Consider the following 14,783-nt stretch of genomic DNA (forward strand, 5'->3'; position numbering starts at 1 on the left):
TCAGAGCCAATCCACGATTTGCTCGCGTGCGCGGCGCAGGAATAGCGCGAGCAACACGCACGCGCCGACGATCCATGCGGCGACGGCGTAGAGGATGGTCGCGGAGCGAATCCCGCCCAGGAGGACGACTTCCTGCCAGCCGACCACCAGAGGCGTCATCGGATTCAGCCACAAGAGCCAGGCCAGTCCGTCGGGCAGCATGGACTGCGGATAGAGTACCGGAGAGCAGAACAGCCCGATTGCAAGCAGAAAACCCACCACTTGCTGAACATCACGCATGGCCGCGGTCACGATCGCCAGCAGATAGGCCAGCAGTAACATCACCGTGAGCTGAGCCAGAAACAGCAGCGGCGCGAACAGCACGACGCCGGGCGAACCATGGCGGATCGATGCGAAGACGACGAGGGCGAGGAAAAAAGGAAGAAAGACCAGGGATCCGGCGATCACTGCGCGCGCCGGAAACAGGACCAGCGGCAACGCGGTCTTCTGCAAGAGTGTGCCGGACTCCACCAGCGACGCGGTGCCGCGCTGGAGACTGTCGGCGAAACACATCCAGGGAATCATCCCGACGACCAGATAGGCGCCGAGGCGGCGGGTACCGCTCTCGGGATCGAGGCGGACGCCGAAAACCACATCGAACAGAAGAAAGTAGGCGGCCAACAACCCCAGAGGCTGCAAGTACAGCCAGAGAAGGCCGAGCGCGCTGCCCGCATTGCGCGCGCTGAGTTCGCGCCGCGACAGCATCCACAGCAGCGAACGGTTCCTTACGAGTTGGGCGTATTCGTGTCCGAGCGTGGCCAGCATTCCGGAGGGCGTCTTTTCGTTGAGAGCCGATTGTACGCTCTCCGGGGATGCTCATTCACACAAGCGAATCACTTGTGGCGGGCTACGAAGTCCTCGATGGCCTGCTCATTGACCTCGATGTTCGGATCCGTCTGCATCTGTTCGGCGCGCGCCTGCCGGTGTTCGCGCGCCAGCTGCTGTCGCTTCTGCGCGACCAACTGGTCTCGCAACTCCTCGAACGGCGGAACGCGCGCCGGCGTCATGCCATCGAGGCGGATGAGATGCCAGCCAAAGCGCGATTCGACGAACGGTGACAGGTCACCGGGCTTCCCGAGTTCGGACAAGGCCTTGTCGAACTCGCGGACCATGCTGCCCGTTTCGAACTCGCCGAGACTGCCGCCGGCTGCCGCGGACCCTGGATCTTCGGAATACTCCTTCGCGACTTCCTCGAAGGGGCGGCCTGCAGCCAGTTCAGACAGCACCTTGTTCTTGCGCGACTCCAGTTCGGCTGCCGCCGCCTCGGGAGTCTCGGCCGAATCCGCCCTCAGCAGGATGTGGCTGGCCTCGAACTTCGCCTTCTCGCGAAACTTCTCCTGGTTCGCGACGTAATCGGCACGCGCGAGCGCCTCGACCCGGTCGGTGGGGTAGGTACGGTTGTCTTCCGAGAGCATGTACAGCTCTCCCAGCGCACGCTCCGAGGCATGGCGCAGCCGCGCCGCCGCGACGGGGTCCTTCTCGAGCAGGCCGCTTTCTTCCGCCTCTTTGGCGAGTACGCGCCAATACAACAGGCTTCCCGCAATACGGCGAACCGTCATGTCGTCGCCGGCTGCCAGTTCGCGCTGCTTGGGTCCGAAGCGTTGCAGATCGGCTTCCACGTCGAGCGCGGTGATTTCCACGTCGCCGAGGCGGACCAACACTTCAGGGGTATCGGCATGGATCACGGGGGCGGCGAGGATGCCGCCTACAAGCATCAACATCCTGGCCTGATCAGTGAATCGTTTGAACATCGAGCCTCACCTTGTGACTACACAAAAAAGAAAAGGCGGCCAGGCCGCCTTTTCCGAAACTACAACATCAACCGGGCAGGTTAGGTGTCGCCGCCAACACGGTGACGCCAGACGCCACCGAAGTTCATATTGGTCGCACCCGAACCACCGTTGTTCGCCTTGATGAAGGCGTACGGGATGATCGGCAGGGCAGCGTCGAAGCTGATCGAAGCCCAGCCGTCCTGGTACGGCAGCGTGGCGTCGTTGAGCGTGATTTCGGCACCCAGCGCGCCCGACGGGTTCGCGACACCGCCGCGGTTGAACGACACGACGGCCACTTCGCCGCACAGCTCGAGACGCTGAACCTGTCCCGGGGAGATCACGACGCCGGTACCGGTCGTGCGCTCTTCGCGATCGTAGAACTTGAACGAATCAACATCGAGGCAACCATTGTTCTTGACCACGGCCGAGAAGCCGTTGAGAACCGAGTATGAGGACTGACTCACGTCAGTCGGATTCACGAAACGCTCTTCAACCTGGTAACGACGGGTCGGCATGCTCATGACCCAGTCGGTTTCGGCGAAGATGCTGTCGTCGGTGATGTACTCGTTGGCGAACCAAGCGGATTCGCCGATGATGTTGTTGTTCACGTAGCCCACTTGAGCCATCGGACTCCAGCCACCACGCGGGGTCGAAAGATCCGGCAGGTCGTACTGGGCCAGATCTTCGATATCGCGCAGGAACACCGCATCCAAGGTGACATCGTTCACTCCGGTTCCATCGCCCAGAGTACCCGAGAAAGCCTCATCCGTTTGCGACCAGTAGCGAGTCAAGAGCGGACCGTTCGTATTCACCACCTCAGCCTCGACGCCCCAAGCCGAAGCCTCTTCGACGTTGATGATGGTCGCGTTGGCCATCAGACCGCCAGTGGCGCTATTCGACAGACGACGATGATCCGTGCCAGTCTCAGAGGGCGCATTTGCCGTCGTGCTGACGATCGTCTCAAGGACGGACTGGCTGCACGCCGGGACACCGTTGCTGTGCTTGATCGTGTCGAACAGTTGACGACGCGCGTCCGAGGTCGAAAGCGTCGTGACGCCGTCCCTGTCGATCACATCGCCCATGTTGATGATCTCGACGTAGCCCTCGCGCGTCTGCTCGGCGAGCTCGTCCTCGTCGAAGTGGCGCTCCAGGCGGACCGTGACGAACGACTGATTGACGTCGGCCGGCAGGGTGCAGCTGGTGTCGGTGGTGGTCAGGCGGGCGATGCCGTCCGGACCGACGCTGACGTTGGCCGTCCACATGTCGTACGGCGACAGGAACACCTGGAAGTCAAACACGTCGTCCGAGCGCGAAGCGCCGCGGAAGCGAACCTTGACCGCCTTGCCGTTCACGGTGTCGGTGTTGACGATGTTGATCAGCGTGGCGTTGCCATTCTGAACCGTGTAGTACGGGACGACCAGAGCGTTGCCGGTGCCAATCTGCTCGATCGAGGATTGGGCCATAGCGACGGACGCACCCGTGCCGAGAGCGGCGGCCACGCTCAGTGCGAGAAGGTTTTTCTTCATGTAAGACTCCTTGGTTTAAGCCTGGATTAGCGCAACAACAATTGAATATCACGCGCGGACAAAACTTAGCACGGCATTCGCTGGAAAGACAACCGACGCATGCGCCATGAACTGCGGCGGTTGCAAAAACACAACAGCTGTCGAGAGCTCTCCGATAGCCACCCTCCCTTCAACCGAGTCACAGGCGCTGATGGAGCCACCAGCGCCCCTCTTCCCGCACCCAGGTTTCGAAGACGTGTGTATCGGATTTCGTCTTCATGCGAAACGCCGGCGCAGTGTACTCCACCCGCACCGTCACGCGACACCTTTCTGCCTCGCACGCCGTGGCGACCACCTCGGCGTTCTCGCGCTTCGCGGCCGATGCGAAGCGGCTGCGGTAGCGCTCGATCCCGACCACCGCCCGATAGGACGGCGCGAGGAATCCGTAGGCACGCTCGGCGTCGCCGGCGATCACGGCCGCCCAGCGCTGCTCGGCAAGCCGCTGTACCGCCTGCTCGTCGGGTACGCCCAAACCGAAGTTCGCGCACCCGGACAGCGCGAGTCCCACGAACGCCGACAGGATGAAAGCACGGCCGCGAAGGCCCGCTGATCGATGCTTCATAGACTCCCTTTTCTCAAGTGTAGACAAAAGATGCCCGGCAGGCACTCGCCGGCTTGTCATTGCGACCCCGCGTCCCGCCCGGCTTCGCGGCTGCGCTCGACCAGATCGGCGATCGATCGCATGCGGCCACGCAGTTCGGCATTGACCTCGCGCAGGTCGGCTTCGGTGCGCACCACGCGCGGGGTGATCATGACCAGCAACTCGGTGCGCTGCGTGCTGACCGTGGTGGTGCCGAAAAGGTTTCCGACCAGTGGCAGGTCGTGCAGCAGCGGGATGCCCTGGCGTGCGCGCGAGGAATTGTCGCGGATCAGCCCGCCCAGCACCAGGGTCTCGCCCGAGCGTACCGCGACGCGGCTGGACAGGTCACGTTGCAGGAAGGTGCGCTGGCCGGTTGCGGTGTCGATCTGCCCGACGTCGATGACCGACTGGTCGATCATCATCGAAACCAGCCCCCCGGCGTTGACCGACGGCGACACCGCGAGCATCACGCCGGTGTCCTTGTACTGCACCGACGAGGTGCGCAGGTTGCCGTCCTCGCTGATGGTCTCGGCCGAGCGGATGGGCTGCTGGTCACCGACCTGGATCACCGCCGTGTGGTTGTCCTGCACCATGATGCTGGGCGTGGAGATGACGTTGAGCAGGTTCTTGTCGGCCAGCGCGCTGAGCACCGCGCGGATCGAACCGGCCCCGTTGATGAGGCTGTAAGAGAAGCCCGGATTGGTCGGACCGATGGTGTTGCCCTCGCCCGAGGTGAGCTGCCCCAGCCCGGTGCGCCCGTCGCCGAAGTTGTTCTGGAAGAACCACTGCAGGCCGTAGCGCAACTCGTCGTTGAGCGTGACTTCGAGAATGCTCGCCTCGATCAGCACCTGGGTCGGGGCGATGTCGAGTTCGCGCAGCGCCGCCTCGATGATGCGGTAGTCCTTGCGCGGGGCGTAGATCAGCAGGGCATTGTTGAACTCGTCGGCGACGATGCGCACGGTGTCGCCGATATTGACCTGAGTCGTGCCGCCGCCCTCGAGGTTGCTGCCGTCACGCCCGCTGCGCACATTGCCGCCCGAGGCGCGTGCCCCGAACGAGTTCGTGCCGGAGGAACCAATGCCCTGACGACTCGACGACGCGCCGAGACCGGTGCGGTTGCCCATGGTCGAGCCTGACGACAACCCGGGAGCGACCCCCGAATCGGTGGCACGCTGGCGACCGTCATCGCCGGACGGAGCCGAGCCACCGAACACGCCACTGAGCAGGCTCGCCAGATGCCGCGACGAGCCATTCTGCACCGGATAGACGAACAGTTGCGGCTCCGTGCCGCTGTCGATGGGACGATCCAGACGCTCGATCCACACGCGCGCCTGCTCCAGGTAGTGCTTGCGCGCGGTGATCACCAGCAGCGCATTGAGGCGCTCGACCGGCAGCACCTTAGCGAGCCCCGAGAATGGCCCGGTCAATTCGATCGGCTGGCCACCGCCCTGCCCTCCGCCTTCGCCACGCGCTGCGCTGCGCGCTTCTCCGGTGACACCCGCGCCGGCCGATCCCGCCCCGGCGCCGGCGTTGAACAGCGAACGCAGCGCAATCTCGACCTCGTGCACCGGAGCGTATTCGAGCGGAAACAACCCGACCGACATGCCTTTGAGGAAATCGACGTCGAAGGTACGCACAAGCTCCAGCCAGCCCTCGATCTGGGTGCGGGTGCCGGCGAGCATCAGCAGGTTGCGCACGGTATCGACACGGAAGAGGTTCTGCTCGGTAGTGACCGGACGCAGGATCTCGGCCATCTCGCCGGCGCCGATGTACTGCAGCGGCACGATCACCGCGCTGTACCCCACCGGCAGGCTCGACGAAACCGAGGGCACCGGCACGGTGGTCTGCACGGCCTCGGGGGGGCCGACCTGGTAGCGGCCGTTGGCATCGGGCACCATGACGATGCCGCGCGCGACGAGCAGCGATTCGAGCACGCCGAGCAGCTCGTCCCGTGGCACCGGCTTGTGCGTGTGCAGCGTGACCTGGCCTTCGAGCGGGGCGACGATGCTGTAGTCGGCCTCGAGCAGGTCGCCCAGCACGGCATGCACGACATCGGCGACGGGCGCGCCCTCGAAGCGCAGGCTCACCGCATCGCCGACGACCTGGACCCGGGCGCGCGCCTCCGGCGCCCGGAACAGTTGGTCGTTGCCGGGAAACAGTGCCGGCTCGGCGCGTTCGGGCAGGATCTCTCCGCCTTCGGGCTCCCCGGCGGTCAGCGTCCGCGCAGTTCGCGAGGCAGGGATCTGGTCCACGCTGGACGCCATTTCGGCAATGCTGCGCTCCTCCTCGGCCGTGGTCGCGCAGCCGGCGAGCAATACGGCCGCCAGTAATACTGCGGGAATCCTTGTACTCATCGAGATCGATCCGGTCATTGTCAGCGATCGCTCCTGTCCTGGTTGCGCGCAGACCGGGAGGGCCCACGACGTTCTACGTTTTCGCCCGCCGGGCGGGATATGCGCTCGCGCAGCCGCTCGCCGCGCCGGGCTGCGGGCGCCGACCCCCGGGCGGCGGGTTCAGCCGCCGCGCCCCCCGCCGCGCCCGAGAGCAGCGACGGACGACTCATTTCCACCCTGCGCGAACGTCCGTCCGGTCCGGAAAATACCGCCACCCCGGGTTCGATCGCGTCCAGTCGCCAACCTTCGATACTCTGCCCGACCTCGATGCGCCGGGATACGCCTTCATGCTCGACGATCGCGATCGCAGAAGCCCCTTCGCCGACCAGCCCGGTCAGGCGCATGCCGTCGAGATTATCGACGATTTCGGGTGTCTCGGCGGACTGCTCGGTCGCCGGCTCGTCTTCGGCCATGGGACGACGATCGGCTGCGAACAGCGGCCGCGCGACGATGCGCTCGACCGAGTACCCGGCAGCGGGCGCACGCGCATCGGGGAAGGCCAGCATGGCCTCGTCCGGCGCAACGGCGGACGGCGGCGACCAGGATGTCGACCCCGCCAGCCACAGGCCGGCGATGCCGAGCAGCAGGGCGAGATTGATCGCCACGAGCGCAGACGAGGCGGTTCGACTCATTGCACCAGCCTCGCCACCGCGAGCGACAGCTCGACGCGGATATTGCGCGATGCCGTGACGCCTCGCCCGCGCAGCGGGGTGACACTGAGCGCGACGACGCGCGCCGCCGGGCGCAGCTCGCCAAGCTGCGCGGCCAGGGCCGCGAGATGCTCGATCGAACCTTCCATGACCGCGGACACGGCGACGGCCTCGAAGCCGTCGAGCTCCCGCGCCGGCTGGATCTGGCTGCCGACGACGCTGAAGCCGGACTCGGCGGCCTGCGCACGCAGGCGCTGCTGCAGTTCCGCGCCGGCCCGGTCGGCAGGCGTTGCCGCACTGTAGGCCAGCGCGCGAAGCCGCTCGGTGAGGGCCTGGTCGGCCTCGGCGATGCGCGCCTCCGCGTCGCGCAGCCCGAGCAGCCGGGCGTATCGCGGCTCGATGCTGTCCAGGGTTTCGGCGGCCCACTGTGCGCGCGGCAGCAGCGCGCCGGCCACGATCAGAAGGCCAACGAGCAGCGCCACGGCGCTGACGCCAAGGCTGAACGCGGCGGCAGGCAGCGCGGCACGCGTCATTGGTCGCCCTCCGGCCTGAAACGGAATTCGATGCGGAAGGTTTCCAGCCCGCTGACGCGATCGCGCGAAATGCCCGACGGGCGGAAGTCGGCGAAGCCGGGATGCTCACCCAGCCGCTCCATCAGCCCGGCCGCATTCTGCGCCAGACCGGACGCGGTGACGACCTCGTCGCGCACCTCCAGCCCGGTAAGGTAAGCGCTGTCGGGCAGCAGAGCGGTGAGGCGGTCGAGCAGCGGCAGCAGCGGCACCTCGGCATCGAGCCAGTTACGCACCGCCTCGACCCGGCGACCACGATCGACGAGCCGGTCACGCGTGTCGACCACGCTGCGCGTCTCGATGCGCAAGGCGTCGAAACGCGCCTGGGCATCGAAGACCTGGCTGCGCGCCTGCCACACCGGCACCACGGCGAGTACGACCGCGAGCATCAGCGCGAGCCCGCACAGGGCCAGGACGCGGAACAGCCTGCCACGCTGCGCCGCTTCGCGTCGGCGCTCACCGAAACCGCGCAGCACCACCGGGCGATCACCGTCGAACGCCCACAGTTCGGCCTGACCGCCGCGCGGTCCGTCGCCGGCCGCACCCAGCAGCCGCTCGATCTGGTCCTGGGAGGTGATCGCCAGGGTCACGTCGAGGCGGCCGTCGGTCGTCGCATCGACGCGCCAGCCGGTCACGCAGCGCTCTGCCGGGAACGGCGCCGCGGTAGCGACATCCAGACGCACGGCGGCCTCGATCTCCTCGGGCGGGAGCGCCGGCAGGCGCAGGTGGCGGAACAGCACCGCGTCGGCCGGCACCTCGATGGCGAAGTGGGTTCCGGTCGGGGCTGCCGTCGGCAGGACTCTTGCGGCATCGCCGCTCCAGCGCAGCCACCGGCCGTCGGCGTGATGCACGTCCACGGGCAACTGCGGGAGGATGCGCCGCACCGGTCGCCAGCGGGCGACCTCCGCCCAGCCCTGGCGCCACAGCGCACCGATGCGCCGCAGGTCGAAGCCGAAGAGCATCCACGAACTGGACACGCTCATAATGCGGCCCGCACCCCTGCCGCGCCGCGCGCGGGCATGCGGTCGAAGACGTTCCACGGAGATCCGCGGCGATCCGCAGACAGCGACAGCCAGGCGGTGCGCACACGCGCCGTTCCATCCGGCGACGGCACGAAGGCGTCCACGCGATAGGTGCCCGTCTGCGCGGACGCCAGATGCTGCGGATTCAGACGGGTCAAATCCATCACGGGGTCTTCCGCGTCCCTTCTGGAAGCAATGTCGGCGGCGACACCAGCATCGCCGGCTGCGAGGACCATCAACACCTGAGGCGACGCTGCGAGCGGCGAGACGCCGGGTGCGCCGGAGGCGGTGGTCACGAGATCGCGCATTCTATCAAACAAGTCGAAATCCACTTCGGGCACTTGCAACACGTCCTCGATGACCTCGAAGCGGGTGCGGCGCCCCCCGTCGAGCCTGTCCTCGTCGGTCAGCGTCTGCCCGTCGCGCGAGCGCCAGGCAGCGATGCCGGCCGCGACCCGTTCGGCGGCCGCGCCGTCGAGACCACCGCCGAACTCGACGAGATTGCGCAGCAGGGTCTCGTGGGCGGCGTTGAGATCGACGAAGCCGCTCGCCGGGGCGATGCGCACCGTGACCTCGACGCCGTCGACCACCACCGGCTCGACGACCACGCGATCGGGGCGCTCGGCCAGGGCGCGCATGCGGCCGGCGACGACGTGGATCGCCGCGTCGCCCAGCGCCTCGGCGCGCGTGTCGGACTGGAAACCATGGAGCACGCCGACTTCGGCGCGGGTACCTGAAGCCAGCGCCGCGGCGATCAATGCCAGCGCCGCGACCATCCACAGCACGGCGACGAGCGCGAGACCACGTGACGAAGCCAGTCGGGCCTGACGAAACGCTGCGACTTTGGGCTTCATCTCGCGCTCCCGCCGACAACGACTTGCGTGCGCCCGCGACCGCCAGTCGGGCGCGGGCGCACGACGAGTTCCGGCCAGAGCGACTGGCGCGTGTCGATGGCCAGGCGCAGCGCGCGCGGAACCTCGTCCTCGCCCAGCCATTGAGCAAACCATTGCGCCTCGTCTTCGCCAGCATAGGCGATGTCGAAAGCGCGCAGGTCCTCGGCCAGCACCCGGGAGGACGCGCTGTTCCAGTCCGGCATGCGCTCTCCGCCGACATAGGGCAGATACTGCAGTGCGAGTGCCGGCCCGGCGGCGTCCTGCATCACGAACAGCCGGAAATGGTGGAGCCCGCCCGCGCCATGCCGCGCCGGCATCACGCCGACCCACCGGAGTTCGGAGGCCGTGCCCTCGAACATCGGGCGCATCGGCCCGTCATCGACGCGCATCTGCGCGCGCGTCGACACGCGGCCGATGGCGCCGCGCAGGAACTCGCTCACCAGGCGCGCCTCGTCGCTGCGCTCGAAGCGGGTCTCCATGCTCGACGCGGTGCGCCCGAAGGTGGACAGCGCCGAGACCAGACCGAGCATGACGAGCGCGAGCAGGGTCAGCGCGATGAGCACCTCGATCAGCGTGAAACCGCGATCACGGCGACGGACGCTCATCGCCCCTCCAGTTCGTCGGGCTCGCGCTCCGGGCGCAGGGTGGCGACGCGGAAGACCGGGGCGGCGCGCGCATCGGCGTCCCAGACCTCGACCTCGACGTGGTACAGCGGCCACATGTCGTCGCCGGCCGCGGACAGATCGCGCGTCGCGCTGATGCGCCAGTAGCCGCCGGACTCGCTGCGGCCGTCCCGCACGAATCCGCCCTCGGGCACGGTGTCGTGGAGTTCCAGCAGTGAGCGCGCGAGCAGCACCGCCGCACTGCGCCGTTCGACCTCCTGCATGCCGCGCACGCTGCCACCGGCGCTCTGGTAGAGCGCTCCGAGCGACAGGGCGAGGATGGCGAAGGCGACGACCACCTCGATCAGCGAGAAGCCACGCTGGCCGCGCGCCGCGCTCACGACAGCGGCTCCTGCGTGACGCGGCCGAGCAGCCAGTCGACGCGCAGGCGCACGCCGTCGCCGGATTCGCGACGCAGCACGACGCTGCCACCGGTGGCGCCGCCGTCCGGATAGAAGCGGATGCTGCCGCGGCTGCCGGCAAGTTCGCGATCCGCCACGACCAGTCCCAGCTGCAGCGAGGACGGCAGATCGCCGGCGGCGACGCCGCCGATCCAGTAGCGGCGTGCCTCGGTGTCCAGCGTGAAGGGGACCGGTTCGCCACGACGACCGGCCTCTACGCGGGCGGTCTTGAGCCCGGCGAGCACGTCGCGCACCGCCGAGCGGTACTGCATGCCGTCATACAGCCGCATCATGCTGACCGGCACCACCGCGAGCGCGATCGCGGCGACGGTCAGCGCGACGACGAGTTCGATCAGCGTGAAGCCGCGACTGTTCACCCGGGCCTCCAGGATGAGCGGGCCGCGCGCGGCGGCCCGGTGGACGAGGCGCAGGGGCGCCCCGAAACGGATTACTGCCAGTTGCCCAGATCGGCCGCCTCGCCGCTGCCGCCGGGGGCGTTGTCCGAGCCGTAGCTGAAGATGTCGACCTCGCCGTTGCGGCCCGGCGATTCGTAGCGGTACTGGTTGCCCCACGGGTCGTCGGGCAGGCCACGGCGCAGATAGGGGCCGTTCCAGCCATTGACGCCGGGGTTGGTGACCAGCGCGTCCAGGCCCTCGGCACTGGTCGGGAAGCGGCCGACGTCGAGCTTGAACAGCTCGACGGCCTGTTCCAGATCCTTGATCTGCACGACGGCGGTCTTGCTCTTGGCGCCGTCGAGCTGGCTCAGCACGCGCGGCCCGACGAGACCTGCAAGCAGGCCGAGGATGGCGAGTACGACGAGCAGCTCGACGAGCGTGAAGCCGATGCTGCGGCGACGATTCGGACGATGGTTCATGGTGCCTCTTTCACGTAAGACTGCGCACTGCGGGCAGTGCGGCTAAACGGTCATTATAGGGATGGCGACGACTGCTGCATGGCATGATGCCGTGGCGGATGTATCCATCCGTATCCTCGGGGCGCGGCCTTGTCATATCGCGAGGTCGTTGACCGGCAATGCCGCAGGCCGGAGTGAGCCTGTCGTAGGTCGGTGCGAGCGCAGCGAGGGCCGACATCCCCCGCATTCCGACGGCGGCGTCGGACTTCGCCTGCGGCTCACTCCGACCTACAGCAGGCGGCCGAACGACGGCGCGTGGTACCGGTCAATCATATCGCAAGATCGTTGACCGACAGGATGCCGAGCAGGATGGACACGATGATCGCGGCGATGACCATGCCGAGCACGATGATCAGCAGCGGCTCGACGAGAGTCAACGCACGCTTGACGCCGGACTGGACCTCGTCGTCGTAGACGCGCGCGAGTTCCAGCAGCATCGCGTCGAGACGCCCCGTTTCCTCGCCCAGGCGCACCATGTTGAGACCCAGTGCCGAGAACAGCCCGGCGTTCTCGAGCGCGTCGGCCAGCCGCCCACCCTGCTTGATCGAGGCCGGCACGTCGCGGATGGACTCGCGCAGGCCGCCGTTGCTCATGGTCTCGGTGGCGATGCGGATGGCCATCACGATGGGCACGCCGCTGGCGAGCAGCGTGCCCAGACTGCGTGCGAAGCGCGTGACCTCGTACTTGCGCACGATGGCGCCGAACACCGGCAGGCCGACGAGGCGCCGGTCCCGCCAGGCGCGGCCGGCCGGGCTGGCCAGCCAGACACGCAGCACCCAGACCAGCACGACGGCGCCAATGACGATCAACGGCCACCAGGCGGTGACGAAATGGCCGGCCGCGACGATGATGCGCGTGGGCAGCGGCAGCGCCTCGCCCATGTCCTCGAACAGCGCCTCGAACTGCGGCACGACGAAGCCCAGCATCAGGAACACCGACAGCGCCGCGACGACGACCAGGATGGCCGGGTAGATCAGCGCCGAGATCACGCTCTCGCGCATCTGCCTGACGCGCTCCAGGTGCTCGGCCAGGCGCGAGAGCACCTCGGAGAGCTGGCCGCCGGCCTCGCCCGAACGCACCATGTTGACGTAGAACTCGCCGAACAGGTCCTGATGCGGCGTGAGCGCCTGCGACAGCCCCTTGCCGGCCTTGACCGACTTGAACACGTCGTCGAGCAGTGCGGTGAAGGACGGCTTGGCGCTCATGCCGATGAGCACGCGCAGCGCGCGATCCAGCGGCAGGCCGGCGCGCAGCATGATGGCCATCTCGGACGTGAAGGCGTGCACCTCGGCGTGACCGGGCCCGCGATCGCGCTCGAACAGCCGGCGCTTCGGCGCCACCGCCCCCGGGCGCTCGGCCGGCGCGCTGGCCGGGCCAGCCTCGTCCAGCTTCAGCGGCGTGAGCCCCTGCGCGCGCAGGCTGCGCAGCGCGGCGTCACGCCCCGCCGCCTCGACGCGCCCGTCGACGACATCCCCGGTCGTGTTCGCGGCGCGATAGGCGAACTCAGGCATCGATCTGATCCTGCGTGACGCGCAGCACTTCCTCGAGCGAGGTCACTCCGGCGGCGACCTTGCGCAGCCCGTCCTCGTACAGCGTGAGCATGCCGCCACGACGCGCGACCTGGTGCAGCGTGGTCGAATCCGCGCCGGCGAGGATGGCCTCGTGCGCCGCCTCGTCCATCACGAACAGTTCGTGGATGGCGCTGCGCCCGCGATAGCCGGTGTGCTTGCATTCCGCGCAGCCGCTGGCGACCTGCACGGTACGGCTGCCCTCGGGCAGGAAGCGCGCGAGTCCGCTGCGCTCGATGGCCGCATCGCTCATGTCCTCCGGCCGCTTGCAGGCCGGACACAGCGTGCGCACGAGCCGTTGCGCGAGCACGCCATTGACCGAGGAGGTGATCAGATAGCGCTCCACACCCATGTCTTCGAGGCGGATCACCGCGCCGACGGCGGTATTGGTGTGCAGCGTGGAGAGCACGAGGTGGCCGGTGAGGGCGGCCTGCACGGCGATCTGCGCGGTCTCGGAATCGCGCATTTCGCCGATCATGATGATGTCCGGGTCCTGGCGCAGGATGGAGCGCAGCGCATGCGCGAAGCTCATGCCGATCTGCGTCTGCACCTGCACCTGATTGACGCCCTGCAACTGATATTCCACCGGATCCTCGACGGTGAGGATCTTGAGCGAGCCGGAATCGAGCTTGGCGAGCGAGGCGTACAGCGTGGTCGTCTTGCCCGAACCGGTGGGACCGGTCATCAGCAGGATGCCGTGCGGGCGTTCGATGAGCTTGCGGTAGCGCGCCAGCGTGTCGGCCTCGAAACCCATGGTCGCGAGGTCGAGCTTGATACTGGCGCGGTCGAGCACGCGCATCACGACGCTCTCGCCGTGAACGGTGGGCAGCGTGGACACGCGCAGGTCGAGTTCGTGGCCCTTGACGCGGGTCTTGACGCGACCGTCTTGCGGCAGGCGACGCTCGGCGATGTTCAGGTGTGCCATCAGCTTGATGCGCGAAGTCACCGCCGGCGCCAGCGCGAGCTCGGCCCGCTCGGCGTCCTGCAGCACGCCATCGACGCGGTAGCGCACGTGCAGGCCGTCCTCGAAGGGCTCGATGTGGATGTCCGAGGCCCGCAGGTCGATCACGCGCGAGATGATCTGGTTGACCATGCGGATCACCGGCGCTTCCGAGGCCAGATCCTTGAGATGCTCGACGAACTCGCTGTCACCGCCGAGCACGCCGGCGGCGAAGCCCTCATCCTCGTCGTCCTCGACCTCCTCCTCGACGTAGAGGCGCTCGAGCGCGACGTGCAGCTCGCTCTCCAGCGCCAGCACGGGCTCGATTCCGTAGCCCGTCGACAATGCCAGCGCCTTGTTCAGGAAGGCGTCCTGCGGCACCGCCATGGCCACGCGCAGGCGCCCGTCGGTCAGCGACAGCGGCAGGATGGCGTGCGTCAGCAGGTAGTCCGGCTGCAGTTGCGGCAGGTCCAGCGGCTCCTCGGGGAAGGCCGACGCACCGACCATCTCGATGCCGAGCTGCGCGGACAACGCATGCGCCACATCGGTCTCGGAGAGCAGCCCCAGACGCACCAGCACGCGACCGAACAGATCACCCATCTGCGCCTGCGCCTGCAGCGCCTGGTCCAGGTCGCGCGGCGAGAGCTTGCCCTCGCGCACCAGGATCTCGCCCAGGCGCATCGCGCGGGGCTCGGCTTCGTTGTCGTAGCGAGGATTAGCGCTCATCGAATCGATCCATTCCATTTACCGCTGGTGTCGCATTTCGCCTGCGGCTCGACGCGACCTGCAAAACCAACGGCGGCCGGCATGCGAGGT

The 14,783-nt window shown here is 67.6% G+C and carries 15 protein-coding genes; all 15 read right to left on the reverse strand.

Annotated elements, in window-relative coordinates; translation table 11 throughout:
* The 15 genes from C0099_RS12875 to gspE all read right to left on the reverse strand — a co-directional run bounded on the left by C0099_RS12875 (nt 1) and on the right by gspE (nt 14,693).
* Complete coding sequence (locus C0099_RS12875; protein ID WP_102247792.1) at nt 1-804, reverse strand: ABC transporter permease; 804 nt, start codon at nt 802-804, stop codon at nt 1-3.
* A 68-nt stretch (nt 805-872) separates the two neighbouring features.
* Nucleotides 873-1,790, reverse strand: coding sequence for a peptidylprolyl isomerase (locus tag C0099_RS12880; RefSeq protein ID WP_102247793.1), 918 nt, complete (start codon nt 1,788-1,790; stop codon nt 873-875).
* An 80-nt stretch (nt 1,791-1,870) separates the two neighbouring features.
* The gene (locus C0099_RS12885) at nt 1,871-3,337 is read right to left on the reverse strand and encodes a hypothetical protein (protein ID WP_102247794.1); all 1,467 of its coding nucleotides are present in this window, start codon (nt 3,335-3,337) and stop codon (nt 1,871-1,873) included.
* 178 nt (nt 3,338-3,515) lie between these two features.
* Nucleotides 3,516-3,884, reverse strand: a complete 369-nt coding sequence (locus tag C0099_RS12890) for a nuclear transport factor 2 family protein (protein WP_123785263.1) — start codon at nt 3,882-3,884, stop codon at nt 3,516-3,518.
* Nucleotides 3,885-3,994: 110 nt separating this feature from the next.
* Nucleotides 3,995-6,310 (reverse strand): type II secretion system secretin GspD, encoded by a 2,316-nt coding sequence (gene gspD, locus C0099_RS12895; protein WP_123785264.1) that lies wholly within the window; start codon nt 6,308-6,310, stop codon nt 3,995-3,997.
* Nucleotides 6,311-6,330: 20 nt separating this feature from the next.
* Entirely contained in the window at nt 6,331-6,981 is a 651-nt protein-coding gene (locus tag C0099_RS12900) for a hypothetical protein (protein ID WP_123785265.1), read from the reverse strand.
* Nucleotides 6,978-7,532, reverse strand: a complete 555-nt coding sequence (gene gspM / locus C0099_RS12905) for a type II secretion system protein GspM (RefSeq protein ID WP_102247798.1) — start codon at nt 7,530-7,532, stop codon at nt 6,978-6,980. Before gspM ends, C0099_RS12900 begins: the two co-directional genes overlap by 4 nt.
* Entirely contained in the window at nt 7,529-8,551 is a 1,023-nt protein-coding gene (locus C0099_RS12910; protein ID WP_123785266.1) for a PilN domain-containing protein, read from the reverse strand. The genes gspM and C0099_RS12910 overlap by 4 nt, the downstream gene beginning before the upstream one ends.
* Nucleotides 8,548-9,444, reverse strand: a complete 897-nt coding sequence (locus C0099_RS12915; protein WP_102247800.1) for a type II secretion system protein GspK — start codon at nt 9,442-9,444, stop codon at nt 8,548-8,550. The genes C0099_RS12910 and C0099_RS12915 overlap by 4 nt, the downstream gene beginning before the upstream one ends.
* Nucleotides 9,441-10,088 carry a prepilin-type N-terminal cleavage/methylation domain-containing protein gene (locus C0099_RS12920; RefSeq protein WP_102247801.1) on the reverse strand — a complete coding sequence of 216 codons (648 nt, stop codon included), beginning with the start codon at nt 10,086-10,088 and terminating at the stop codon, nt 9,441-9,443. Before C0099_RS12920 ends, C0099_RS12915 begins: the two co-directional genes overlap by 4 nt.
* Nucleotides 10,085-10,486, reverse strand: a complete 402-nt coding sequence (locus C0099_RS12925; RefSeq protein WP_102247802.1) for a type IV pilus modification PilV family protein — start codon at nt 10,484-10,486, stop codon at nt 10,085-10,087. Before C0099_RS12925 ends, C0099_RS12920 begins: the two co-directional genes overlap by 4 nt.
* The gene (locus C0099_RS12930; RefSeq protein ID WP_228151590.1) at nt 10,483-10,923 is read right to left on the reverse strand and encodes a GspH/FimT family pseudopilin; all 441 of its coding nucleotides are present in this window, start codon (nt 10,921-10,923) and stop codon (nt 10,483-10,485) included. Before C0099_RS12930 ends, C0099_RS12925 begins: the two co-directional genes overlap by 4 nt.
* Before the next feature lie 71 nt (nt 10,924-10,994).
* Nucleotides 10,995-11,420, reverse strand: a complete 426-nt coding sequence (gene gspG, locus C0099_RS12935) for a type II secretion system major pseudopilin GspG (RefSeq protein ID WP_102247803.1) — start codon at nt 11,418-11,420, stop codon at nt 10,995-10,997.
* 308 nt (nt 11,421-11,728) lie between these two features.
* Nucleotides 11,729-12,970 carry a type II secretion system F family protein gene (locus C0099_RS12940; protein WP_102247804.1) on the reverse strand — a complete coding sequence of 414 codons (1,242 nt, stop codon included), beginning with the start codon at nt 12,968-12,970 and terminating at the stop codon, nt 11,729-11,731.
* Complete coding sequence (gspE, locus tag C0099_RS12945) at nt 12,963-14,693, reverse strand: type II secretion system ATPase GspE (RefSeq protein ID WP_228151591.1); 1,731 nt, start codon at nt 14,691-14,693, stop codon at nt 12,963-12,965. Before gspE ends, C0099_RS12940 begins: the two co-directional genes overlap by 8 nt.
* Nucleotides 14,694-14,783 lie beyond the last annotated feature (90 nt).

The sequence above is a fragment of the Pseudazoarcus pumilus genome, from assembly GCF_002872475.1.
GTDB lineage: Bacteria > Pseudomonadota > Gammaproteobacteria > Burkholderiales > Rhodocyclaceae > Pseudazoarcus > Pseudazoarcus pumilus.

Coding starts and splice junctions, on each gene's coding strand:
- gspE (WP_228151591.1), bottom strand. CDS start 14,693: ATGAGCGCTAATCCTCGCTACGACAACGAAGCCGAGCCCCGCGCGATG.
- C0099_RS12940 (WP_102247804.1), bottom strand. CDS start 12,970: ATGCCTGAGTTCGCCTATCGCGCCGCGAACACGACCGGGGATGTCGTC.
- C0099_RS12880 (WP_102247793.1), bottom strand. CDS start 1,790: ATGTTCAAACGATTCACTGATCAGGCCAGGATGTTGATGCTTGTAGGC.
- C0099_RS12900 (WP_123785265.1), bottom strand. CDS start 6,981: ATGAGTCGAACCGCCTCGTCTGCGCTCGTGGCGATCAATCTCGCCCTG.
- C0099_RS12885 (WP_102247794.1), bottom strand. CDS start 3,337: ATGAAGAAAAACCTTCTCGCACTGAGCGTGGCCGCCGCTCTCGGCACG.
- C0099_RS12875 (WP_102247792.1), bottom strand. CDS start 804: ATGCTGGCCACGCTCGGACACGAATACGCCCAACTCGTAAGGAACCGT.
- C0099_RS12910 (WP_123785266.1), bottom strand. CDS start 8,551: ATGAGCGTGTCCAGTTCGTGGATGCTCTTCGGCTTCGACCTGCGGCGC.
- gspD (WP_123785264.1), bottom strand. CDS start 6,310: ATGAGTACAAGGATTCCCGCAGTATTACTGGCGGCCGTATTGCTCGCC.
- gspG (WP_102247803.1), bottom strand. CDS start 11,420: ATGAACCATCGTCCGAATCGTCGCCGCAGCATCGGCTTCACGCTCGTC.
- gspM (WP_102247798.1), bottom strand. CDS start 7,532: ATGACGCGTGCCGCGCTGCCTGCCGCCGCGTTCAGCCTTGGCGTCAGC.
- C0099_RS12915 (WP_102247800.1), bottom strand. CDS start 9,444: ATGAAGCCCAAAGTCGCAGCGTTTCGTCAGGCCCGACTGGCTTCGTCA.
- C0099_RS12920 (WP_102247801.1), bottom strand. CDS start 10,088: ATGAGCGTCCGTCGCCGTGATCGCGGTTTCACGCTGATCGAGGTGCTC.